19 protein-coding genes and 1 pseudogene are annotated in these 23,442 nt (G+C 43.9%); 16 read left to right on the forward strand and 4 right to left on the reverse strand.

Annotated features, from left to right (window positions below; genetic code table 11):
* Positions 1-201 precede the first annotated feature (201 nt).
* The 4 genes and pseudogenes from ACTNDQ_RS08410 to uvrB all read left to right on the forward strand — a co-directional run bounded on the left by ACTNDQ_RS08410 (position 202) and on the right by uvrB (position 5,117).
* A complete protein-coding gene (locus ACTNDQ_RS08410) occupies positions 202-1,002 on the forward strand; it encodes an AraC family transcriptional regulator (protein ID WP_441064391.1) in 801 nt (266 codons plus the stop codon).
* Between the two features lie 161 nt (positions 1,003-1,163).
* Positions 1,164-1,976: an HAD-IIA family hydrolase gene (locus ACTNDQ_RS08415; protein ID WP_003506512.1), complete on the forward strand. Its 813-nt coding sequence runs from the start codon at positions 1,164-1,166 to the stop codon at positions 1,974-1,976.
* 32 nt (positions 1,977-2,008) lie between these two features.
* Positions 2,009-2,418 (forward strand): annotated as a pseudogene (locus ACTNDQ_RS08420) (hypothetical protein).
* A gap of 710 nt (positions 2,419-3,128) precedes the next feature.
* On the forward strand, positions 3,129-5,117 hold the full coding sequence (gene uvrB / locus ACTNDQ_RS08425; RefSeq protein ID WP_279199139.1) for an excinuclease ABC subunit UvrB: 1,989 nt from the start codon (positions 3,129-3,131) through the stop codon (positions 5,115-5,117).
* Positions 5,118-5,203: 86 nt separating this feature from the next.
* Here uvrB and ACTNDQ_RS08430 read toward each other — a convergent pair whose 3' ends face one another.
* The 4 genes from ACTNDQ_RS08430 to ACTNDQ_RS08445 form a co-directional block, all read right to left on the reverse strand.
* Entirely contained in the window at positions 5,204-5,647 is a 444-nt protein-coding gene (locus ACTNDQ_RS08430; protein WP_278796857.1) for a hypothetical protein, read from the reverse strand.
* Between the two features lie 5 nt (positions 5,648-5,652).
* Positions 5,653-6,141, reverse strand: coding sequence for an Ig-like domain-containing protein (locus ACTNDQ_RS08435; protein WP_279199137.1), 489 nt, complete (start codon positions 6,139-6,141; stop codon positions 5,653-5,655).
* A 117-nt stretch (positions 6,142-6,258) separates the two neighbouring features.
* Positions 6,259-7,854 carry a helix-turn-helix domain-containing protein gene (locus ACTNDQ_RS08440; protein WP_441064392.1) on the reverse strand — a complete coding sequence of 532 codons (1,596 nt, stop codon included), beginning with the start codon at positions 7,852-7,854 and terminating at the stop codon, positions 6,259-6,261.
* Positions 7,829-9,655, reverse strand: a complete 1,827-nt coding sequence (locus ACTNDQ_RS08445; RefSeq protein ID WP_441064393.1) for a sensor histidine kinase — start codon at positions 9,653-9,655, stop codon at positions 7,829-7,831. The genes ACTNDQ_RS08440 and ACTNDQ_RS08445 overlap by 26 nt, the downstream gene beginning before the upstream one ends.
* A 246-nt stretch (positions 9,656-9,901) precedes the next feature.
* Between ACTNDQ_RS08445 and ACTNDQ_RS08450 the strand changes: the two genes are divergently transcribed.
* The 12 genes from ACTNDQ_RS08450 to ACTNDQ_RS08505 all read left to right on the forward strand — a co-directional run bounded on the left by ACTNDQ_RS08450 (position 9,902) and on the right by ACTNDQ_RS08505 (position 23,424).
* Complete coding sequence (locus ACTNDQ_RS08450) at positions 9,902-11,137, forward strand: extracellular solute-binding protein (protein ID WP_331476882.1); 1,236 nt, start codon at positions 9,902-9,904, stop codon at positions 11,135-11,137.
* Positions 11,138-11,215: 78 nt separating this feature from the next.
* Positions 11,216-12,094 carry a carbohydrate ABC transporter permease gene (locus tag ACTNDQ_RS08455; protein WP_118624109.1) on the forward strand — a complete coding sequence of 293 codons (879 nt, stop codon included), beginning with the start codon at positions 11,216-11,218 and terminating at the stop codon, positions 12,092-12,094.
* 11 nt (positions 12,095-12,105) lie between these two features.
* Positions 12,106-12,960 (forward strand): carbohydrate ABC transporter permease, encoded by an 855-nt coding sequence (locus ACTNDQ_RS08460; protein ID WP_118624107.1) that lies wholly within the window; start codon positions 12,106-12,108, stop codon positions 12,958-12,960.
* A gap of 36 nt (positions 12,961-12,996) precedes the next feature.
* Positions 12,997-14,106: a glycoside hydrolase family 172 protein gene (locus ACTNDQ_RS08465; protein ID WP_021976674.1), complete on the forward strand. Its 1,110-nt coding sequence runs from the start codon at positions 12,997-12,999 to the stop codon at positions 14,104-14,106.
* A 15-nt stretch (positions 14,107-14,121) separates the two neighbouring features.
* Positions 14,122-15,375, forward strand: a complete 1,254-nt coding sequence (locus ACTNDQ_RS08470; RefSeq protein ID WP_441064394.1) for an ABC transporter substrate-binding protein — start codon at positions 14,122-14,124, stop codon at positions 15,373-15,375.
* A gap of 175 nt (positions 15,376-15,550) precedes the next feature.
* Positions 15,551-16,594: a heat-inducible transcriptional repressor HrcA gene (hrcA, locus tag ACTNDQ_RS08475; protein WP_015527075.1), complete on the forward strand. Its 1,044-nt coding sequence runs from the start codon at positions 15,551-15,553 to the stop codon at positions 16,592-16,594.
* Between the two features lie 18 nt (positions 16,595-16,612).
* Positions 16,613-17,248 (forward strand): nucleotide exchange factor GrpE, encoded by a 636-nt coding sequence (gene grpE, locus ACTNDQ_RS08480; protein ID WP_059085388.1) that lies wholly within the window; start codon positions 16,613-16,615, stop codon positions 17,246-17,248.
* Positions 17,249-17,301: 53 nt separating this feature from the next.
* Positions 17,302-19,194 (forward strand): molecular chaperone DnaK, encoded by a 1,893-nt coding sequence (gene dnaK / locus ACTNDQ_RS08485; protein ID WP_110102502.1) that lies wholly within the window; start codon positions 17,302-17,304, stop codon positions 19,192-19,194.
* Positions 19,195-19,215: 21 nt separating this feature from the next.
* Entirely contained in the window at positions 19,216-20,406 is a 1,191-nt protein-coding gene (gene dnaJ, locus ACTNDQ_RS08490) for a molecular chaperone DnaJ (protein ID WP_118513083.1), read from the forward strand.
* Between the two features lie 158 nt (positions 20,407-20,564).
* Positions 20,565-21,518 carry a 50S ribosomal protein L11 methyltransferase gene (gene prmA / locus ACTNDQ_RS08495; RefSeq protein WP_021652332.1) on the forward strand — a complete coding sequence of 318 codons (954 nt, stop codon included), beginning with the start codon at positions 20,565-20,567 and terminating at the stop codon, positions 21,516-21,518.
* Positions 21,519-21,522: 4 nt separating this feature from the next.
* Positions 21,523-22,266: a 16S rRNA (uracil(1498)-N(3))-methyltransferase gene (locus ACTNDQ_RS08500; protein ID WP_441064395.1), complete on the forward strand. Its 744-nt coding sequence runs from the start codon at positions 21,523-21,525 to the stop codon at positions 22,264-22,266.
* A gap of 3 nt (positions 22,267-22,269) precedes the next feature.
* Entirely contained in the window at positions 22,270-23,424 is a 1,155-nt protein-coding gene (locus tag ACTNDQ_RS08505; RefSeq protein WP_320810305.1) for a cysteine desulfurase family protein, read from the forward strand.
* The last annotated feature ends 18 nt before the right edge of the window (positions 23,425-23,442 follow it).

Raw genomic sequence — 23,442 nt, forward strand, 5'->3', positions numbered from 1 at the left:
CAGTGTTTAAGAACAGGGGCACGTCTTGTGTGGGTGTCCGAAAAACAGGTACTACACTAATTCGCGTGTCCACTGTTATGGGTACATTATATTTGCAATTCCTCCTTTCCTTATTTACAAGTTGATTATAAGACAGGTGTAAAAGGATTGCTTGCCAAATCGAAAGAAGATATAGACAAATGTTGCAAAGGGGAGTATTTCATGCAGTTAAAATATGTTGACACAAAAGAGGAGATCATAGCAATAAATAGGAAGTCAAAACATATTGAACCACATCTTCATAATGCACTGGAGATCGTTTGTGTAACAAGTGGAGCATTAGAACTTGGTGTCGGACAGGAACTATACCATATGGAAAAAGGAGATATAGGCTTTGTATTTCCAGATGTTATTCATCACTATCAGGTACTGACACCCGGTGTAAATAAAGCGACTTATCTGATTGCATCGCCATTTACGATAGTCAAATTTGCAGATATCATGCAATCCATGGCTCCTGAATACCCAATCATTAAAGCGGAAAAGGTTGAACCGGAGGTATATAGGGTTATAAATGCAATTTTAGAGACAGAACAGTCGGATATTACTGTTGCACAGGCATATCTTCAAATTGTGTTGGCACGCTGCATAGGAAAATTAAATTTGGTAGAAAAGAGTAATGTGGGGAGCAACGATCTTATTTACCAGACAGTTTCCTATATATCAGCAAATTTCAAGAAGAAGTTTTCGCTGGAAGAGATGGCAAAAGACCTGGGCGTGAGCAAATATGTTTTATCCAGACTCTTTTCCAAGACATTCCATAGAAACTTTAATCAATATCTTAACGATGCAAGGCTGAACTATGCATGCCATCGTTTGGAAAATACGAGTGATTCTATTACAAATATTTGTCTGGATAGTGGATTTGAAAGTCAGAGAACGTTTAACCGAGTATTTAAAGAAAGATATAAAATATCACCAAGTGATTATCGAAGTACTTGTGTGAAAGAGATGTTGTCATAAAAGGTTCTGTTGATCGAAATATTTACTTTGATTTTACAGTGCTATGTATTTGATTTCATGTGTGGATGATATAATATAAAAATATTTGTAGAAAAAAGAGTTTTATTCTATTATGAAAAGAGTAAGGTGTATTCTAAAGAAACAAGAAAGGCAGGGCGCACATGAACATGAGAAAATCCATAATCGATTTTAATGAAAAAAAAGGATTCATCTGTGATATGGATGGTGTGATCTATCATGGCAATCAGATATTGCCAGGTGTTCCAGAATTCATCCAGTGGTTGCATGATGAAAAGAAAGAATATTTGTTTTTGACAAATAATAGTGGATATACACCACGAGAATTAAATCAGAAACTGGCTAGGATGGGACTTGATGTGCCAGAAGAACATTTTTATACCAGTGCATTGGCAACAGCCGCATTTTTAAAAGAACAGGCGGCAGGCTGTTCGGCATTCGTGATAGGAGAAGCCGGCCTGTTAAATGCACTTTATGATGTAGGTATCACAATGAATGATGTAAATCCGGATTATGTTGTTGTGGGAGAGGGACGCTCCTATTCATTGGATACATTAACAAAAGCAACGAATTTAGTTCTGAAAGGTGCAAAGCTGATCGGAGCAAACTCAGATGTTTCCGGACCGATTGAGAACGGCATCGCTCCTGCCTGTCGTGCATTGATTGCACCTATAGAAATGGCAACAGGTACACAGGCATATTTCTGTGGGAAACCGAATCCACTGATGATGAGAACAGGATTGAATATGCTTGGATGTCATTCAGCAGAAGCTGTAATGGTTGGGGATCGTATGGATACAGATGTGATTTCAGGAATGGAAAGTGGTATGTCTACTGTATTGGTTCTCTCTGGATGTTCAACGAAGGATACACTCAAAACTTATGCTTATCTTCCGACAATGGTATTGAATGGAGTGGGAGATATCGCCAGTATGGCAAAAGCAAAAGAGGAATAGTGTGATTAGGCAAATACCAGGAGGTAAAGTATATGATGAAACTTGATAATTTTGTAGGAATGATGACAGGACATTTTGATAATAAGGATCAATTTAATAAGATGCAGGCAGAAGGGAAAACATATCCATATGCGGAACATGTAAATACAATCTGTAATGACAAAATAAATAACCTTCCTGAAGATTTCAAAGGAAAATTTGTTGTTGAAGAGAGTTATTATGAAATTAATGGAAAACGTCATGCATCTCCACATCTTTTCCTTATCACGGAAATAGGGACGGAATCTGGGAGGGAGGCAGCACAAGCCAGTTCTCTCCGGTAATGACATTCAAACTTTGGGAAAAGTTTTCCAACAATTTTCTGGAAGTATCGGAAAGCATGGAAGTTAATGGAAAGAGAACTTTTGGATATGATGAACCAATAATTTATAAGCGTGTATAATCAAAGGTCTGCATATTGGGATGAACTTCAGTTTGTAGAGGACTCGATGAATTTGCGTAATATTGGGCGTTACATGAATGTTAATTTAAGAAAATAATATGGTAAGCAAAAGCGGGATAACTTTTCAAATATAAAAATAAGCGATATTATAAAAATTCTTTTTCAATTAAAAATAAGAAATAATTATCTGCCGTACGACGGCAAAAGAAAAAAGCCGTCGTACAGCAGTCATTTGACACGCCCGTATAAAACGGCGGCTTTGACTTTTCAAAGTCGCTGTTTCTTTGCGTTTACGCAAACTTATCATATTGAGTGAAGTATCGAAAGTGATTGAAATAGACTTAATCCTGGAGGAATATTTCAACGCAGCATGATAAAAAATAGAATAGTAGTGATAGAAAAAAGTACAAATAAGAATCGAACATTTGTACCTTTTTTCTTGCGTTAATCTATATACTTTCAAAAATTTATTTGATATAATAGGGACTGTTACAAGAACAAACAGTAAAAATATGACAGGACCGGAGGTTAGTATTTTCAGGTATTTCCGAGTGCTGTTTTATCCGCAAATATTAGTTTTGTGACTTTTATTCGTAACGAGGTGAGAAACACATCTATTCACTATAAAAATGAGCTTTTCGTTACGAATCTAGATACGAATTTTTGGCTGATAATGATCATAGTAAAAGTCACAAATGGAGGGATTTACCATGAATGAGTTCAAATTAAAAGCCCCATACAAGCCAACCGGCGATCAGCCCCAGGCCATCGAGAAATTGGTCGAGGGATTTAAAGAAGGCAACCAGTTCGAGACTTTGCTTGGTGTTACTGGCTCCGGTAAGACTTTCACAATGGCGAATGTCATTGCCCAGTTAAATAAACCAACTCTGGTACTTGCCCACAATAAAACACTGGCGGCCCAGCTTTACGGCGAGATGAAAGAATTTTTTCCTGAGAACGCAGTGGAATATTTTGTGTCCTACTACGACTACTACCAGCCGGAGGCTTACGTTCCTTCCACAGACACCTACATCGCCAAGGATGCATCCACCAACGACGAGATCGATAAACTCCGCCTTTCTGCCACAGCGGCCTTATGTGAGCGGAAAGACGTGATCGTAGTTTCATCGGTATCCTGTATTTATGGCCTGGGTGCGCCGCAGGAATTTTTTGATATGATGATCTCACTTCGGCCGGGGATGGAAAAGGATCGTGACGAGGTTATCAAACAGCTGATCGATATCCAGTATACAAGAAATGAGATGGATTTCCACCGAGGAACATTCCGGGTGCGTGGCGATGTGCTGGAGATCTTTCCGGCTAACTCTACAGACCGGGCGGTGCGTGTGGAATTTTTTGGAGATGAGATCGAGCGGATCACAGATATCGATGTGCTTACCGGCGAAATCAAAAGTGTGGAAAGCCATGCGGCCATTTTCCCGGCGTCCCATTATGTTGTGCCTCAGGAGCAGATCCGCCGTGCTGCGGATGCCATTCTGGAAGAGATGAAACAGCAGGTGGAATATTTCAAAAGTGAGGACAAACTGATCGAAGCCCAGCGGATTGCCGAGCGTACCAACTTTGATGTGGAGATGATGAAGGAAACCGGATTCTGTTCCGGAATTGAGAACTATTCCAGACATCTTACCGGGCTTGCACCAGGGCAGCCACCGTATACCCTGATGGATTACTTTGGAGATGATTTTTTACTTATTATAGATGAGTCCCATAAGACAGTGCCCCAGGTTGGCGGTATGTATGCAGGAGACCAGAGCCGTAAACAGACTCTGGTGGATTATGGATTCCGCCTTCCTTCCGCCAAGGACAACCGCCCGTTAAGTTTCGATGAATTTGAGACCAAACTGGACCAGGTAATGTTTGTATCTGCAACACCGGGAGAATATGAGTTTGACCATGAACTCCTCCGGGCAGAACAGATCATCCGCCCTACAGGACTTCTTGATCCGAAGGTAGAGGTACGTCCAATCGAAGGACAGATTGATGACCTTGTGGCAGAAGTAAATAAAGAGATCGAGAAGAAAAACAAGGTTCTGATCACGACCCTGACCAAGCGCATGGCAGAAGATCTTACTGATTATATGAAAGATCTGGGGATCCGGGTCCGGTATCTCCATTCTGATATCGATACTCTGGAACGAGCAGAGATCATCCGTGATATGCGTCTGGATGTATTTGATGTGCTGGTGGGAATCAACCTTCTGCGAGAAGGACTGGATATTCCGGAGATCACGCTGGTAGCGATCCTGGATGCAGATAAGGAAGGCTTCCTTCGTTCGGAAACATCCCTGGTACAGACTATCGGCCGTGCTGCCCGGAACAGCGAAGGCCATGTGATCATGTATGCAGATAATATGACAGAATCCATGGAAAAAGCAATCTCGGAGACAGAAAGAAGGAGAGCGATACAGGAGGCTTACAACAGGGAGCATGGCATCACTCCGACCACGATCAAGAAGGCGGTCCGTGATCTGATTGCTGTTTCGAAGAAGGTGGCAGAGACAGAAGTGAAGCTTAAAAAGGATCCGGAATCCATGAGCCGAAAAGAACTGACGAAGGTGATCGCTCAGGTAGAGAAGCAGATGCGTGCTGCGGCAGCAGACCTGAATTTCGAGCAGGCTGCTGAGCTGAGAGACAAGATGCTCGAATTAAAAAAGAATCTGGAAGAATTAACGGAATAGGCTGCGAAGCAGCTGACAGTACAACACCCCTGGCTGTTACAGCCAGGGGTGTTGCCGGGTATGCTCGATCTGTTTTTAGGAAAAGCTTATTTTGTAGTTGAAAAGCCCAGGGAGCGCAGGGTGATGCCGGAGCCCTTGAGAAGATCAGTCCAATATGGAACAGCCATATCCAGAGTGTCGTTGGCAAGCTCGGAAGCATCTTTTTGTGTCAGGATTTCATAAGGATCTGTAAGCTTCTGGAAGTGGAAGGATAAATTAGAGGATTCATTCCTGATGGCGGAAAGCGGAGCGGAGCTGCTCATAGTGGCGATCAGTGTACCGGATTCATCATCAGGAAGTATGCTCATGTAAAAATAAAAGTTTAAGGAAGCCGCAGTAGAATTCATCGGGAAAGTCAAAGTAATATCACTTTTTAAATCATCATGGCTGGAAAACCGGAAATAGAATTTAAAACTGTTGTTTTTTGGAATGTATGTGATACTTCGATATTCATCTACGGAAACCTGCATAGAAGAAGATGACGAACCCAAACCGCCTAAATCCATATCGATTTTTTTGATTCATCGTGTGTGTTAAGCTCAATTTTTACGCTTCCATCACTGGCCTTTTTGCCTTTGTTCAGGATGTGGTTTTTTAATTTTATGCCGGGCTTCGGAGCTGCGGTAGGGGTTGGTTTTGCCGGAGTAGCTTTTTTCTGGATTTTAACCTTGCAGACAAAGCGGATCCCGTTTACCTGAGCAGTAATTGTAGCATTTCCTGCAGATTTTGCAAAAAGCTTGCCTGCTTTGTTTACAGTGACGATTTTGGAATTGCTGCTCTTCCAGGTGATTTTCTGCCCTTTTTTGAGACCGGTGATCTTCAGTGTTCTGCTCTGCCCCTTGATCATGGTAAGCTTGGAAGAACTGATCCTGGGAGCGGCTTCTGTAACACAGACTGTGCCAGGCAGAATTGCCGATTCTGCCGGAAGAATGGCCAGTACAAAGACTGTTATCAGAGATATCAGGATTTTTTTCCATTTTTTCATAGCGATCCCTCCTTCGAAAAAATAGGATGGTTCTCTTTATTGATTGATTATAAGTAAAATTCCGGAGAAGGGCATTGGCATTTATGCCAGTAACTTTGTTATAAAGAAGAGAAGAAGTTATATATGCTGTTCCCGATAGGCGGAAGGTGTGATCCCCATTTTCTTTTTGAAGCTGGTGCTGAAATAATATTGATTGGCATAACCACATTTCAGGCTGATCTCCTTCAGACTCATAGTAGTCGTAGTCAGGTAACGGGCGGCTGCGGAAATTCGCTGAGATGTGATAAAGTCACTGAGACTGATTCCCTGATTTTTTTTGAAAAGAGCACTTAAATAAGCAGGGCTTACATTGGCAGAGGCAGCAATATCATTGAGGCAGAGCGTATTGTCAGTGTAGTGTTCGTTGATATAGGAAATCACCAGTTCACAGAGCTTCTGGTGATAATCATTCATGGAGGAATCAAGCTTCCGGCATAAAAGATGGCACAGATCCTTCAGCCATTGACATAGCTCTTCCGTATTATGAAACTCATTTATGTGGTTGTAAACATACAAAATTTTAGCTTCAAGGTCATGCGTATCCAGATTTAATTCATAGAAAAATTTCAGGATCCGGCCAAGAAGAGAATAAATCTGTATGAAAGCGAAATTCTTTGTGCGAAATTTCTGAGTGAGCCAGTCGGAAAAATTCTGAAACCAGAGATCTATGGCAGCGGTATCCTTTTTGCAGAGAAGCCGGATCAGTTCCTCCTCCTTTGTATCTGAAAAATCTGCAACAGACAGATCGGAACCCAGAGCCTCTCTTCCGTCAAAGATATTCTGATGCGGGAAAAAGAATCTGTATTCCAGTGCATGTACGGCGCTTTTATAAGAATGGTTCAGATTCCAGAAATCCTGGACAATTGTTCCAATGCCTGCGTTGAGAGAAAGTCCCAGTGGCTGGCAGGCATCTGCGATTGAGGAAATAAGTCCGCTGGTAAGCTGGCGGAAGCTGTTGGACTGACAGCCGCTGTGTCCCAGAATGCACAGATAGCCATCCATATCCGGGAGAAGATACACAAAATCAAGAGAAGCGGTTTCCTCAGTTATCAGATCCTGAAGGTTGAAAAGCTCCATCTGAAACTTTTCAATCCCGTAAACAGCTTTTAGATCCGGAGCATTTTCAAGCTCCAGAATAACAACTGCATAAAAATCATAATTCAGCTCCAGGTTCAGATACTTAAGATAAGGCTTCAGTCGGTAGGCTGCTTCAGAAGACGGAAGGTGTGTGATCTCGCGGAAAAATTTTTCCGTAAGAAGAGGCCTGCTTTGTTTCAGAAGCTGGAGATTTTTCTGTTCCTTTTCCATCAGTGCAAAAGCGTTTTTTACCTTCTGGATAAGATAGGCATAGTCCAGAGGCTTTTCGATATAATCCAGAGCACCGAGGAGCAGAGCGCGTCTTGCATATTCAAATTTATCACAGGCACTGATCAGGATGATCTTTACCATAGGATTGATCTCAAGAGCTTGACGGCTCATGGAAATGCCGTCAAGATCAGGCATTTCAATGTCAGAAATGATCAGATCTGCCGGTTCTTTTTTCATGGCTTCGATAGCAGAGGTTCCATTGTAGCAGACATGGATGATCTCTGCATTCAGCGTTTCCCAGTCTATGTTTTTTTCGATACCTTCTGCAGATAAGTAATTATCATCTACGATCATTATTTTTTTCATCGATATCTTCCTCCATCTGTTCGAATTCAATGGTGACGTATGTGCCGTTTCCGGGGTTGCTGCGGATCCTTACGGAACCGTTTCCGTATAATGGGTTGGAAATACGGGAACTTACGTTGGAAATTCCAAAATGCTTCTCATAATCAATAACATTATGCTCAATAGCATGGCGCAGCTGTGCAAGGGTTTCAGAGTCCATGCCGGCACCGTTGTCCTCAATGGAGATCACAACCGTATCATCGCCATAAAGAACATGGATCGAAATGAAAACAGCTGGTGTGCCCGAAGAAATCCCGTGCAGAATGGAATTTTCGAGAAATGGCTGAAGTGTAAACTTGCAGATCAGGAAATTTTCGATTCCATCTTCTGCTTCGATCTCCCAGTCCAGATTATCTTTATGACAGAGCTTTTCCATTTCCAGATAAAGCCGGGCAATTTCCAATTCATCTTTAATAGGAATAAGTTCCTTTGATTTACGCAGGGTAAGACGGTAAAAGGCAGTCAGATTTGCAATCATCTGATCAGCAATGTCAAGCTTTCCAAGGGACTGGCAGGTACGGATCGATCCCAGGATATTGTAAAGAAAATGCGGATTGATCTGTGACTGGAGCAGCTGGTATTTCAGACGTTCTTCGTTTACGGAAAGATTTACAATGGACTTCAGGTTTCCGGCTATTGTGTGCTGCATATCTTCAAAGGTGATGCCCAGTCTGTCAATCTCATCATACCTGGAAGGATCATCCGGGTGGGGAACAGTAACGATAGACAGATGTTCCGGGTCATGTCCCAGCTGAAAGGCTTCCATTGCATAGGAAAGTGCAGTAATCTTCCGGGTAAGATTTTCGGAAAACAGGATAACGATGATAACAGTAAGGGGCAAAAAAATAAGGACAGTGATCAGTAAGGCACGGATCAGGATGTGCGTGTTGCCCTGAATATAGCTTTCCGGGATTTCGGTAACATGGAGCCAGCCATTGCTTAAGGTGCAGCAGTTATAATATTTGTCGCCGCTGTGAAAAGAAGAATCTGCATTTCCTTTGAGTTTCTGAAACTGTGCTTTGGAAATTCCGGATAAATTCAGTGAGGATGTATTTTTTGCTGCAATCTCTCCGTGATCTGTGAGAATGTAGCTGTATATGCGGGAATCCAAAGCAGCAGGCTGCAGATAAGTGGTAAGCTCTGAGGTGTCCAGAGCAATGCCGTAGGCGTATTCCAGAATACCGGTGGCCTGATTTTTCAGTGCCCGGACGCAGAGGATCACATCGGCAGATGATTTTTTTGTGGACAGTATTTTAGGCAGAGGCATATTGGAAACCGGTATCCAGACAGAGGAAAAGCCTGAACCGGAAACAATATTTTTATCCAGACCATATGCAGAAAGCTCATCTGTGGAAAAGAAGTACAGGCCTTCTTTTGAACCGAGCTGATCGGGCTGCAGAAAAACATATATATGGAAGAAATCGAATGTGGATTTATACAGCGAAATATTATTTTTCACAGCGGTGAATTTTTTCAGTGCATCTACATTATTAGAGGAAGGCTGATTTAGGGAGTACATTTGAAACTGTATGGTATCTGCTACATTTTCAACCTGACCGAGGCGGTCGTTCAGCTGAGAGACCAGCTGCTTGTCAGTCATTACGGCAGAATCGATGATACGATCTCTGGCAATGTTATAGGAAATGTGATAGCTGATGAAGATCAGGGAAATCAGAGGTACCATAGTTGCAATCAGAAATGCGAGCAGGAGCTTATAGCGAAATGAGGAAAAACTGGGTGGGATACATTTGTGGAATTTCATAGTACATATTCTCTTTTATGTCAAAAACAAATTAATGAAACCGAATTCAGCTGTGAAAAAAAGCCGTTACAAATATAGATTATATAAAAGGATTATAAAAAATTAACAACAAAAATACAAGAGAACGAAAAATAATATAAAGAAATCATAAAATATTGTATTTAGAATAAGGGGGCTCTCTGGTATCCTTAAACCATCAAAAACAGGTGTGGACAAACACGAAAATGTCCAGAAAGGAAGAAAGATATGAAGAAAAAAGTAATGAGTGCAGTTTTGGCAGCAGCGATGGTTGTGGGTATGGCAGGTAACGTGGTTACTGTTTCCGCAGAGGAGAAATATGATCTTACCTTATACAGCATCAACACCACAGACCCGGATTTTGAGGACTGGCTTGCAAATGTGGAAGATGCCACGGGCCTGAACATTAATGTAATTGCGGCACCTACAGATTCAGATACACGTCAGCAGAAGATCACCACAATGCTTTCCACAGGAGATGCTTCCGTGGATGTCATTGAGATCAACGATGAGATGAGTGCGGCATTTAAAAATTCCGGATGGCTGGAAGGACTGAATGATACAGTAATGACAGATGATATCGCTGATCAGTTTGCCCAGGGATATGTAAAGGATATGATCACAGATAAGGACGGAAACATCATCGGTGTTCCAGGCTATACAGGATATCTTGCATTCTGGGTAAATCAGGAGATCATGGATGAGGTCGGAATCAAATCCATTGATACAAAAGAGGATTTCATGAAGTATATGAAGGCTGTTTCCAAGGACGGAAGATTCGGCTACGGCGGTTCCTGGGAGAAAACTTATGCATTTAACGAGCTTGCACAGTTTGTAAACATGTTCGGCGGCGATTATTTTGACTGGACCAAAGAGGAAAACAAGGAAGCAGTTCAGTTCCTCCACGATCTGGTTGCTGATAAAGAAACATCCATTGAGCAGATCGCTGATAAATATGAGCAGATGAATCCGAAGATCAATGACGGAAAATACGGATGCTGGTTCATGTGGGGCCTTGGAACAGATTATGCAAAGGCAGATATGCTTGGCGCAGATAAGATCCACATGGAAATGGTACCGGATTTCAGCGGTAAGGGAGAGCGTGCGATCTTTACAGATTCCTGGAGCTATGTTCTCAACAAAGCATCCAAGAATAAAGATGCAGCTGTGAAATTCCTCCAGTATATGGCTGATGAAGGCGGAATGGAAGCTTCCTATAAAGCATTTGACAGATATCCTGCAAGAAAGGATGTTGCAGAGAAGGTAGTTCCGGATTCTGACCCGGCAAAAGAAATGTACAGCAGATATGCAAATGAATGCAATGTACAGGGACGTCCGATGGTGGCACAGACAATGGAATTTATCAGCGATATGGGAACAATCTTCCAGTCCTGTATGAAAGACGAGATCACAGTTGATGAGTTCTGCAAGAAGGCTCAGGATGTGGTAGATATGTATAAGTAAAAGATATAAAAAAACAGCAATGTAAAGCAGAGGTAAAAGTCTGCTTTACATTGCTTGATGAACAGGGAGGAAAGTTCCATGACAATAAGTAAAAAAACTATGAAGTGGATACCATGGCTTTTGATCCTGCCGGTTGTACTGATTCGAGGTTTTACAACATTATATCCCATTCTGATGACTGTGAAAAACAGCTTCTTTAATATCAGTATCCTTGCAGGTATCAATGAATTTATAGGCTTCAAGAATTACCTGAAGGTATTTTCTGATCCTAAAGTGCTCACATCGATCAGCTTTACGGCAATATTTGTGGTTGCTTCCATGATCCTGCATGTGATCCTCGGAGTTATCCTGGCACTGATCCTGAATATGAAATTCAAAGGCCGCCGTTTTCTGAGGACCATCGTGCTGATCCCGTGGGCTATGCCTGCAGTAGTAGCCGGTATGGCTGCAAAATGGGCATTTAACAATGATTATGGTCTGATCAATGATTTTATCCGCTGGTTTGTACCGGGTTACCAGAACAGCTGGCTGATCAATACAGGTACTGCAAGAGCAGCGGTAATTGCAATGGACCTGTGGAAGGACCTTCCGTTCTTTGCAATCCTTGTACTTTCCGGACTTCAGTTTATTTCCGGCGATATCTATGAGGCAGCAAAGGTAGACGGTGCAAACGGGATCCAGAGCTTTTTCCGGATCACACTTCCGCTGATCGCAAAAAATGTCCTGACTTTATGTATTCCGTTCACACTCTGGAGACTGACAACCTTCGATCTGGTTTATTCCATGACATCTGGAGGCCCTGGAGAGGATACTGCGCTGATCGCATACAGAATCACAACAGAAGCATTTACAAATCTAAACGTAGGATATGCTTCGGCGCTGGCTATGCTGCTGTTTGTTGTAATGGCGATCTTCAGCTGGCTGAATATACGTGTTATGAATAAGTTTGACAGTTAGGGGGAATTATCGTGAAGAATACAGGAAAATATAATGTTTATCATGGAGTGGTAGCCGTTGGAAGATGGGTTCTGTTTGCAGTCGTGGCTTTTCTGATCCTGTTCCCGGTTTACTGGATCTTTATTTCTTCGATCACACCGGCAGGAGAACTGTTTAAAACACCGATCGATTATCTTCCGGATCATCCCACACTGGAAAGCTATAAATTTCTGATACAGAATGTAGGACTGCTTTCAAAGATCGGAAATACAGTTCTGATCGTAGGCCTTACACTTGTGATCAGTACCGTGCTGTGTGCAATGGCTGCCTATGGATTCTCAAGATTTAACTCAAAGGGAGTTTCTGTTGCATTTGCATTTGTGCTGGCTACCATGCTGATCCCTGAGGTTGTTACAGCCCGCCCGCTGTATGAGTTTATGCAGAAGGTAAAGCTGTATGATACATATCCGGGACTTATCCTTCTTTATATCAGTACCGTTATACCGTTTACGGTTCTGATCCTCAGAAACTTTGTCGGTGAGATCCCGATCTCACTGGAGGAGGCAGCTGCTATTGACGGCGCATCTTTTTCACAGAGACTGTTTACGATCGTTCTGCCGCTGATGAAGCCGGCGATCGCTACGGTTTGCATCATCAACTTTATTACCTGTCTGAATAACTTTTTCACACCGTTGTTTTATTCAAATGGTATTCAGGTACTTTCCGTTTCCATTGTACAGCTTCCGTTACGTGACAACATGTATGGAGTTCCGTGGGATCTTGTCAGCGCCATGGGATGGATCATCCTTCTTCCGATCATTATCTTTGTAGCTGTTTTTGAGAAACAGATCATGGATGGTATCATGGCAGGTGGAGTAAAAGCGTAAATATTTTTAATTTCCAAAAGAGAGGAGAAAACAGATATGTATCAGGCATTTACAGGCGGACTGGGAGGAATCGCACTTGCAAAGCATGGAAAAAGCCGTGCGATCAACGCGGAAAATCCTCATGGAGAAAAAGGCAGAGGCGGTATGGCTGCAAGTCATCTGGGACCATCCAGAAAAGGAAGCCCGTGTCTTAAGGATATTGAGCCGGGAGCTGTGGTAACTCTGGCAGAAATGGAAGGACCGGGACAGATCAATCATATCTGGATCACCGTTGATAACAAGACTACAGAGGCAGATTGCTTTGTACTGAGAGATCTTGTGATCCGTATGTACTGGGATGACGAGGAAACTCCTTCCGTGGAAAGTCCTCTGGGTGATTTCTTCTGCTGCGGATTCGGAAGAGAATGTTTTGTAAATTCTGTTCCGGTGGCTGTTGTTCCAAACAGGGGCTTTAACTGCTATTTCCCGATGCCGTTTAAGAAGAAAGCAAAGATCACACTGGAAAATCAGCATGCAAATAAAATCCCGGCTTTCTTTTATCAGGTAGATTACTGTCTCTATGATGAGCTTCCGGACGATATTGCTTATTTCCATGCGCAGTGGAGAAGGGAACGGTTGACAGAAAAAACAAAAGATTATACAATTTTGGATGGAGTAAAAGGAAAAGGCCATTATATAGGAACCTACATGGCACTTACCACACTGGAACGTTACTGGTGGGGCGAGGGAGAAATGAAGTTCTATATTGACGGAGATGAGGAGTATCCGACCATCTGCGGAACAGGAACGGAAGATTACTTTGGAGGTTCCTGGAGCTTTGCCAAACAGGTGGATGGAAAAACCGTGGAACAGAATTATAACACACCATATCTGGGATATCCGTATTATTCTGCCCATGACGAACTGATCCACAATTTTTATCATAATGATGACTGCCCGCCAATGCGAGGCTTTTACAGATGGCATTTACAGGATCCGATCTGCTTTGAAGAGGATCTTCGCGTTACGATTCAGCAGATAGGCGTCGGATACCGTGGCCTGTTTGAACGACAGGATGATGTGGCAAGTGTAGCGTACTGGTATCAGACACTTCCTCATGCACCGTTCCAGCCGTTGATGTCAAAAGAGGATAGATGGCCCAGATAAAAAGGGTGGTAGAGATTGAAAAAACAGGTATTTTGCGGGGTATTTGCCCTGGCTCTGGCAGTGACAGGATGTGGAGTCCAGAAGAAGGAGGCTGCATCTGATATTGTGCCGGAGAACAGACAGGAACTGACGATTCTTCATATGGATGCAGGCACAGAGGGCTTTGATTCTTTTATCAGTCAGGCGGAAAAGGATCTTGGAATAGAGATCCATATCGAAAAATGTCCGGCTAATGCGGACAACCGCCAGGCCAAAATAGCAACTCTTCTGACATCAGGAGATGATTCTGTTGATCTGATCACAGTAAATGATGAGATGATATCCGAATTTAAGCATAAGGGATTTCTTCTTCCGCTGGAAGATACGGTTATGACAGAGGAGACAGCGGCGAATTTTCCACAGGAATACCTGAAAGAAATATGCATGTCAGACGGACATATTTTTTCGGTACCGTTCAAAATGGATATCATGGCATTCTGGGTGAATCAGGAATTGCTGGATCAGGCTGGTCTGGACAGACTCTCCTGTCTCAGTGATCTTGAGATCCTTCAGAAAAAGCTTCAGAATACGGGAAAATATGCATACGGGGATGCATGGGAGATTTCTTACATATATAATAGTATCAGCGAGTATGTCGATTTTTTCGGAGGAGATTATACAGACTGGACGGATCCGAAAACAAGAGAAGCGGCAGAATATATGAGGCGAATGCTGGATACAGGGATGATATCAGAGGAGAATCTGATCGACCAGCATGACCAGCTGAATGAAAAATTTATAAACGGCCAGTATGGATGTATGTTCATGTATACCGGTGCGTTGAGTACCTTTCAGAATGCAGGCGTGTATAGAAAAGATAAGATCCATATGGCACCATTTCCGGAATTTGACGAGAAGGTGACCAATATCGCAACCTGGCAGTATGTACTGAATAAAAATTATGATCATAAAGAAGCAGCTCTGAAGTTCCTTCAGTATGTGTCCGGATATGAGGCCAGTAAAAATTACGGACAGCTGACAAAAATGTGTCCGGCAAGACTGGATGTGATCGAGGATAAGAATTTTGATCTGGATGGCATTGAAATGATCCGGCAATATCTGAAAGATTATAAGCTGAAGGCAAGACCACTGTGTGCCGATTCCATAGAAGCTGTTTCGGCTATGGGTACGGAATTTCAGAAATATGTGCTGGGACAGAAAACAGAAGCGGAATTTTTTACCGGAGCACAGAACTGTATAGACCAGTATTACAAAAAAGCATCGTACTGATGCTTTTTTTGTTGCGAAAAAATAAGAACTTTTTTTCAAAACATATTGACAAATAATTTACATGGTGATATCTTAAAGACTGTGGATGTTAGCACTCCACTAAAATGAGTGCTAACAGATATAAAAAAAGAATCAACATCCGTCAGGAAGAATAAAAAGGAAAGGAGATGGCTTCATGGAAGAGGTGTTGAATGAGCGCAAGCAAAAAATCTTAAAAGCAATCATCAAGACCTATATGGAAACCGGAGAACCGGTTGGTTCCAGGACCATTTCCAAGTATGCGGATCTCAATGTCAGTTCCGCAACGATCCGAAATGAAATGTCAGACCTGACAGATATGGGCTATATCGTCCAGCCTCATACCTCAGCAGGAAGGATTCCTTCAGATAAAGGCTACAGACTTTACGTCAATGAGCTGATGAAGGAGAAGGAAGCAGAGGTTGCAGAGCTGCGAGATCTGATCATTGAGAAGACAGATAAGATGGATAAGGTGCTTAAGAAGGTTGCGAAGGTTCTTGCTTCCAATACCAACTATGCTACCATGGTTTCCGTTCCGCAGTACAGCGGCAACAAGATCAAGTTCATCCAGCTGTCGAGAATGAGCGAGCTTCAGCTTGTGGCAGTGGTTGTCAGTGACAACAACACAGTTCGGAACCAGATCATCAATCTGGATGAGGAAATGGACGACCAGACGATCCTGAAACTGAATCTTCTTCTTAACACCAATCTCAATGGGATCCCGATCCAGGATATCAACCTTGGGATGATCGCCAGACTGAAGGAACAGGCAGGCAGCCACAGCGGTGTGGTGGCAACGGTTCTGGATGCAGTGGCAGCCACCATTCATGTGGAAGAGGAAGATATGGAGATCTATACTTCAGGTGCAACTAACATCTTCAAGTATCCGGAGCTTGCCGATAAAGAGAAGGCAACGGAGCTGATCTCCGCATTTGAGGAGAAGCATGAACTTGCCGATCTTGTAAAAGAACAGATGTCAGATGGAGAGAATACAGGAATCCAGGTTTACATCGGTGATGAGATGCCGATCCAGACCATGAAGGACTGCAGCATTGTAACTGCCAGATATGAACTGGGAGACGGAATGTACGGAACCATCGGGATCATCGGTCCCAAACGAATGGATTATGAGAATGTAGTGGACAGTCTGAAGGAACTGAAGAATCATCTGGATGACGTTTTGAAAAAGAAGAAAACTTAGAAAGGCGGTAGAAAAAAAGTGTCGGAGGAAACAAAGAAAACATCCGAAGAGCAGGAAGCGGAGAAGGAAATCCCCGTAACTGACGGAGATCAGGAAGAAGAAAACCTGACACCGGAGGGAGAAGATCTGCCGGAGGAAGAAAACAATACTCCAGGCGAAGAAGCTGCCTCAGAGGATAAAAAAGAAGAAAAATCAAAAACTTCCTTCTTCGGAAAGAAGAAAAAAGATAAATCTGAGCAGAAGGTGGAGGAACTTACCGATCGCCTGAAGCGTACCATGGCTGAATTTGATAATTTCCGTAAAAGAACGGAAAAAGAAAAATCCAGCATGTACATCATCGGAGCAAAAGAGATCGTTGAAAAGATCCTGCCGGTTGTGGATAACTTCGAAAGAGGTCTTGCACAGGCACAGGAAGGTGATGCTTTTGCAGATGGAATGAAAATGATCTACAAGCAGCTTACCACAACACTGGATGAGCTTGGTGTGAAGCCGATCGAAGCAGTGGGAAAGGAATTCAACCCGGATTTCCATAATGCAGTGATGCATGTGGAGGATGAAGAGGTTGGAGAGAACATCGTGGTGGAAGAATTCCAGAAGGGTTACACCTACAAGGATTTCGTAGTACGCCACAGTATGGTAAAGGTTGCGAACTAACTGACAACAAACTTTATTTTAACAGATACAGACTAAAACAGGAGGAAAAAATCATGGGAAAGATTATTGGTATTGACTTAGGTACAACAAACAGCTGTGTAGCCGTAATGGAAGGTGGACAGCCGACAGTTATCGCAAATACAGAAGGCGCAAGAACAACACCATCCGTTGTAGCATTCACAAAAACAGGAGAGCGTCTGGTAGGTGAGCCTGCAAAACGTCAGGCAGTTACAAATGCAGACAGGACGATCTCTTCTATCAAAAGAGAGATGGGTACCGATTACCGTGTAACCATCGATGACAAGAAATATTCTCCACAGGAGATCTCCGCAATGATCCTTCAGAAACTGAAAAAGGATGCAGAGGCATATCTTGGTGAGAAAGTAACAGAGGCAGTTATCACAGTTCCGGCTTACTTCAACGATGCTCAGCGTCAGGCAACCAAAGATGCAGGTAAGATCGCAGGTCTTGATGTAAAACGTATCATCAACGAGCCTACAGCAGCAGCTCTTGCATATGGTCTTGACAATGAGAAAGAGCAGAAGATCATGGTATACGACCTTGGCGGCGGTACATTCGATGTATCCGTGATCGAGATCGGTGATGGCGTTATCGAGGTTCTTTCCACAGCTGGTAATAACCGTCTTGGTGGAGATGACTTTGATAAGAAAGTTACAGATTACATGCTTGCTGAGTTCAAGAGAACAGAGGGCGTAGACTTAAGCAACGACAAGATGGCTCTTCAGAGACTGAAAGAGGCAGCTGAGAAGGCTAAGAAAGAGCTTTCTTCCGCAACAACAACAAACATCAACCTTCCGTTTATCACAGCTACAGCTGAGGGACCGAAGCATTTTGATATGAACCTTACAAGAGCTAAATTTGATGAGCTGACACATGACCTTGTAGAGATGACTGCAGAGCCGGTTCGCCGTGCACTGTCTGATGCAGGTATCACAGCTTCTGAGCTTGGCCAGGTACTTCTGGTTGGTGGTTCTTCCCGTATCCCGGCTGTACAGGATAAGGTAAGACAGTTAACTGGCAAAGAGCCAAGCAAGAACCTGAACCCGGATGAGTGTGTTGCACTTGGTGCTTCCGTACAGGGTGGTAAACTTGCAGGTGATGCAGGTGCCGGTGATATCCTTCTTCTGGATGTTACTCCACTGTCACTGTCCATCGAGACAATGGGTGGTATCGCAACTCGTCTGATCGAGAGAAATACTACAATTCCTACAAAGAAGAGCCAGATCTTCTCCACAGCAGCAGATAACCAGACAGCTGTAGATATCAATGTTGTACAGGGTGAGCGTCAGTTCGCGAAAGACAACAAATCCCTCGGCCAGTTCCGTCTGGATGGAATCCCGCCAGCACGTCGTGGAGTTCCGCAGATTGAGGTAACATTTGATATTGATGCCAACGGTATCGTTAATGTATCCGCTAAAGACCTTGGAACAGGTAAAGAGCAGCACATCACAATCACAGCTGGTTCCAATATGTCCGATTCCGATATCGACAAAGCTGTCAAAGAAGCAGCTGAGTTCGAGGCTCAGGATAAGAAACGTAAAGAGGCAATCGATACAAGAAACAATGCAGACTCCATGGTATTCCAGGTTGAGAATGCTCTGAAGGAAGCTGGCGACAAGCTTGACGCAAACGATAAAGCAAGTGTTGAGGCTGACCTTAATGCACTGAAAGATCTTCTTGCACAGACAGCAAATGCTCAGGAGCTTACTGATTCTCAGGTTGCAGATATCAAGGCTGCACAGGAGAAGATGATGGAGAGCGCTCAGAAACTGTTCTCCAAGATGTATGAGCAGACTCAGGGAGCTCAGGGTCAGGCTGGTCCTGGACCGGATATGGGCAACATGGGCGGAAACGCTGGTGCCCAGGGCGGAAATGAAGCAGGATACGGCGATGATGTTGTAGATGCTGATTACAAGGAAGTCTAAGACAAGTAGGAAATAATTACAATGGCTGATAAAAGAGATTATTATGAAGTCTTAGGTGTGGATAAAAACGCCGATGACGCAACATTAAAAAAAGCATATCGTAAGCTGGCCAAGAAATATCACCCGGATGTAAATCCGGGTGATAAAGAGGCTGAAGCGAAATTCAAAGAGGCGACAGAGGCTTACTCCGTTTTAAGTGATGCCGACAAGAGAAGACAGTATGATCAGTTTGGTCATGCGGCATTTGAAAACGGCGGTGGAGGCGGAGCCGGCGGCTTTGGCGGATTTGACTTCAACGGCGCAGATATGGGAGACATCTTCGGAGATATCTTCGGAGACCTTTTCGGCGGCGGAGGCAGAACCAGACGGGCCAACAACGGACCGATGAAGGGCGCCAACCTTCGTGCACGTGTGAACATTACTTTTGAGGAAGCGGTTTTCGGATGCGAGAAAGAGCTGGAGATCGTTCTGAAGGATGAGTGTACCACATGTCACGGAACCGGAGCGAAACCTGGAACATCACCGGTCACATGTCCGAAATGTAAAGGCCAGGGTCAGATCGTTTACACTCAGCAGTCCATGTTTGGTATGGTACGTAATGTTCAGACCTGTCCGGATTGTAATGGAACCGGTAAGGTGATCAAGGACAAATGCAGTGCCTGCCGTGGAACCGGATATACCTCTTCCAGAAAGAAAATCCAGGTATCTGTACCGGCAGGTATTGATAATGGTCAGTGTATCCGTATCCGCGAAAAAGGCGAACCGGGAACCAATGGCGGACCGAGAGGAGATCTGCTGGTGGAGGTAAATGTAGCCCGTCATCCGATCTTCCAGAGACAGGATATGAATATCTTTTCAACAGCTCCGATCACATTTGCACAGGCTGCACTTGGCGGGGAGATGCGTATCAATACGGTAGACGGTGAGGTTGCCTATGAGGTGAAGCCGGGAACACAGACTGATACAAGGATCCGTCTGAAGGGAAAAGGTGTTCCGTCATTACGTAACAAGAATGTTCGTGGTGATCACTATGTAACCCTGGTAGTCCAGACTCCGACAAATCTCAATGAGGAAGCAAAGAAAGCTCTGGAAGCTTTTGATGCGGCATGTGGAAACCGTCCGTCAGAGGACAGCACATCCGAGACTTCCGAAAAAACCGAAAAGAAGAAAAAAGGTTTCCGTGAGAAAGTTAAGGAAATGTTTGAGGAATAAATAAAGTGAAAACAGGAAAGAGGCACAAAATGCCTCTTTCTTTTTTTTCTGTATTCGTGTATATTAAAAGAAGTGCCCGTTTTCGGGACAATAGAAAACAGGCGACAGACTGGAATGAAAATCCGTAAATGTGTATACAGCATAAGGAGATATAAAAGATGAAATGGAACCGTTTTACACTTAAGACAAAAACAGAGGCAGAGGATATTGTGATCTGTACACTTGCCGAGGTGGGAATTGAAGGTGTGGAGATCCAGGACAAGCAGCCACTGACCGATGAGGATAAGGCACAGATGTTTGTGGATATCATGCCGGAAGGACCAGCAGATGACGGGATCGCATATCTGAACTTCTATCTGGAAGAGGATGCGGATACCGAGGCAATCCTGAAAGATGTGAAGGCTGCACTGGAGGATCTGAGAAGCTTTGTGGATATCGGAGAGGCAACCATCACAGAATCCCAGACAGAGGACAAGGACTGGATCAATAACTGGAAACAGTACTTCCATCAGTTCTATGTAGACGATATTCTGATCGTACCGTCCTGGGAAGAAGTGAAGGCAGAAGATAAGGACAAGATGATCCTCCACATTGATCCGGGAACTGCCTTTGGTACAGGAATGCATGAGACCACACAGCTTGTGATCCGTCAGCTGAAGAAATTTGTGAAGCCGGGAATGGAGATTCTTGATGTGGGAACCGGAAGTGGAATCCTGGGAATCGTTGCACTGAAGCTTGGTGCAGGCCATGTGGTTGGTACAGATCTTGATCCCTGTGCAGTTCCGGCAGTATCTGAGAACAAGGAGGCCAACCAGATCGAGGAGAAATCCTTTGACATGATGATCGGAAACATCATCGATGACAAAGAAGTTCAGAATCAGGTCGGATATGAGAAATATGATATCGTAACTGCAAATATCCTGGCAGATGTTCTGGTACCGCTGACTCCGGTGATCGTTGCACAGATGAAAAAAGGCGCTTACTACATTACATCAGGCATCCTGGATGTAAAGGAGGATGTCGTAGTGAAGGCTGTAAAAGACGCCGGACTGACGCTTGTTGAGGTGACTCATCAGGGCGAGTGGGTATCTGTGACAGCAAGAAAGGACTGATCTCATGCAGCGATTTTTTGTGGAACCTCATCAGATCGACAGGGACAGACATGAGATCCATATTACAGGAAATGATGTCAATCATATTGTCAATGTGCTCCGCATGAAAAAAGACGAGGAGCTCTGGATCAGCGATAAGGAAAAAGAATATCACTGTGTGATCGAAAACGCAGGGGAGAATGAAGTCCTGCTTCATATCCTCTATGTACAGGAGCCGGATTATGAGTTGAAAAACCACATTTATCTTTTCCAGGGCCTGCCGAAAGCAGACAAGATGGAACTGATCATCCAGAAAGCTGTGGAGCTTGGGGCATATTCCGTAGTTCCGGTTTCAACCAGGCGCTGCGTGGTAAAACTGGATAACAAAAAAGCAGAAAAAAAAGTATCCCGCTGGCAGCAGATCGCAGAAAGTGCGGCAAAACAGTCCAAGCGTATGCTGGTGCCGGAGGTACATTCCGTGATGACCTTTAAAGAAGCCCTTGTCTATGCAAAAGAACTGGACGTTCTATTGATCCCTTATGAGCTTGCAAAGGGAATGAAAGAGACGAAAGAACTGATCCGGTCGATCGAACCGGGAAAAAGCATAGGTGTCTTTATCGGCCCTGAGGGTGGTTTTGAAGAGCAGGAAGTGGCAGATGCCATGGAAGCCGGTGCGAAACCCATCACCCTGGGACACCGGATCTTACGGACAGAAACCGCGGGACTCGCAGTACTTTCTGTTCTGATGTTTCAACTGGAGGATGAATAGATTATGGAAGCATATTTTGACAATTCCGCGACAACGAGATGCTTCGATGAAGTAAAGGATATTGTCTGCAAAACCATGACAGGAGATTTCGGAAATCCTTCTGCCATGCATAAAAAGGGAATGGAAGCGGAGAATTATGTCCGCAGAAGTGCCCAGACCCTTGCAAAATTACTGAAAGTGAATGAAAAAGAGATTCTTTTTACCTCCGGTGGAACAGAATCGGATAACCTTGCTATCATCGGTGGTGTGGAAGCCAATAAGCGTATGGGAAACCATATCATCACAACTGCAGTAGAGCATGCAGCAGTGGCCCAGCCTTTTGCTTATCTGAAGGAACAGGGCTATGAGGTGACCATTCTTCCTGTTGATCATCAGGGCGTTGTAAAGCTGGATGCACTGGAAGCAGCTCTGCGCCCGGATACGATCCTGGTGTCTGTGATGTATGTGAACAATGAGGTGGGAGCTGTGATGCCGGTAGAAGAGATCGGAAAGCTCGTCCACGAAAAAAGCCCGAAAGCACTTTTTCATGTAGATGCTATCCAGGCGTTCGGAAAGTACCGTATTTACCCGAAGAAACTGGGAATCGACCTTTTATCTGTAAGCAGCCATAAGATCCACGGACCAAAGGGTGTGGGCTTCCTCTACATCAACAAAAAAGTAAGAGTACAGCCGCAGATCCTTGGCGGCGGACAGCAGAACGGTATGCGTTCCGGAACAGACAATGTGCCGGGAATCGCAGGCCTTGGCGTTGCCGCAGATATGGTATACACAGATTTTGATAAAAAGATACAGCACCTCTATGCTCTGAAGGAGCGGATGGCAGAGGGACTTTCAAAGCTTGGCGATATCACTGTCAACGGAATGCCGTTAATGGAGGGAGCGCCACACATCATGAGTGTAACCTTCCACGGAGTACGGAGTGAGGTTCTTCTCCATACGCTGGAAGAATTCGGAGTATATATTTCCGCAGGAAGTGCATGCTCCAGTCATAAGAGAAAACCAAGTGCAACACTGACAGCTATAGGCTTGAGCAGAGCAGATGTGGAAAGTACCGTCCGCATCAGCTTCTGTGAGGAAAATACCTTTGAAGAGGTAGATTACTGCCTGGAAGCACTGGGAAAAACAATTCCGATGCTGCGCAGGTATGCACGTCGATAGAGAATACAGAAGAAAGGG

It is taken from the genome of Blautia massiliensis (ex Liu et al. 2021) (genome assembly GCF_052064225.1).
GTDB classification, from domain to species: domain Bacteria; phylum Bacillota; class Clostridia; order Lachnospirales; family Lachnospiraceae; genus Blautia_A; species Blautia_A fusiformis.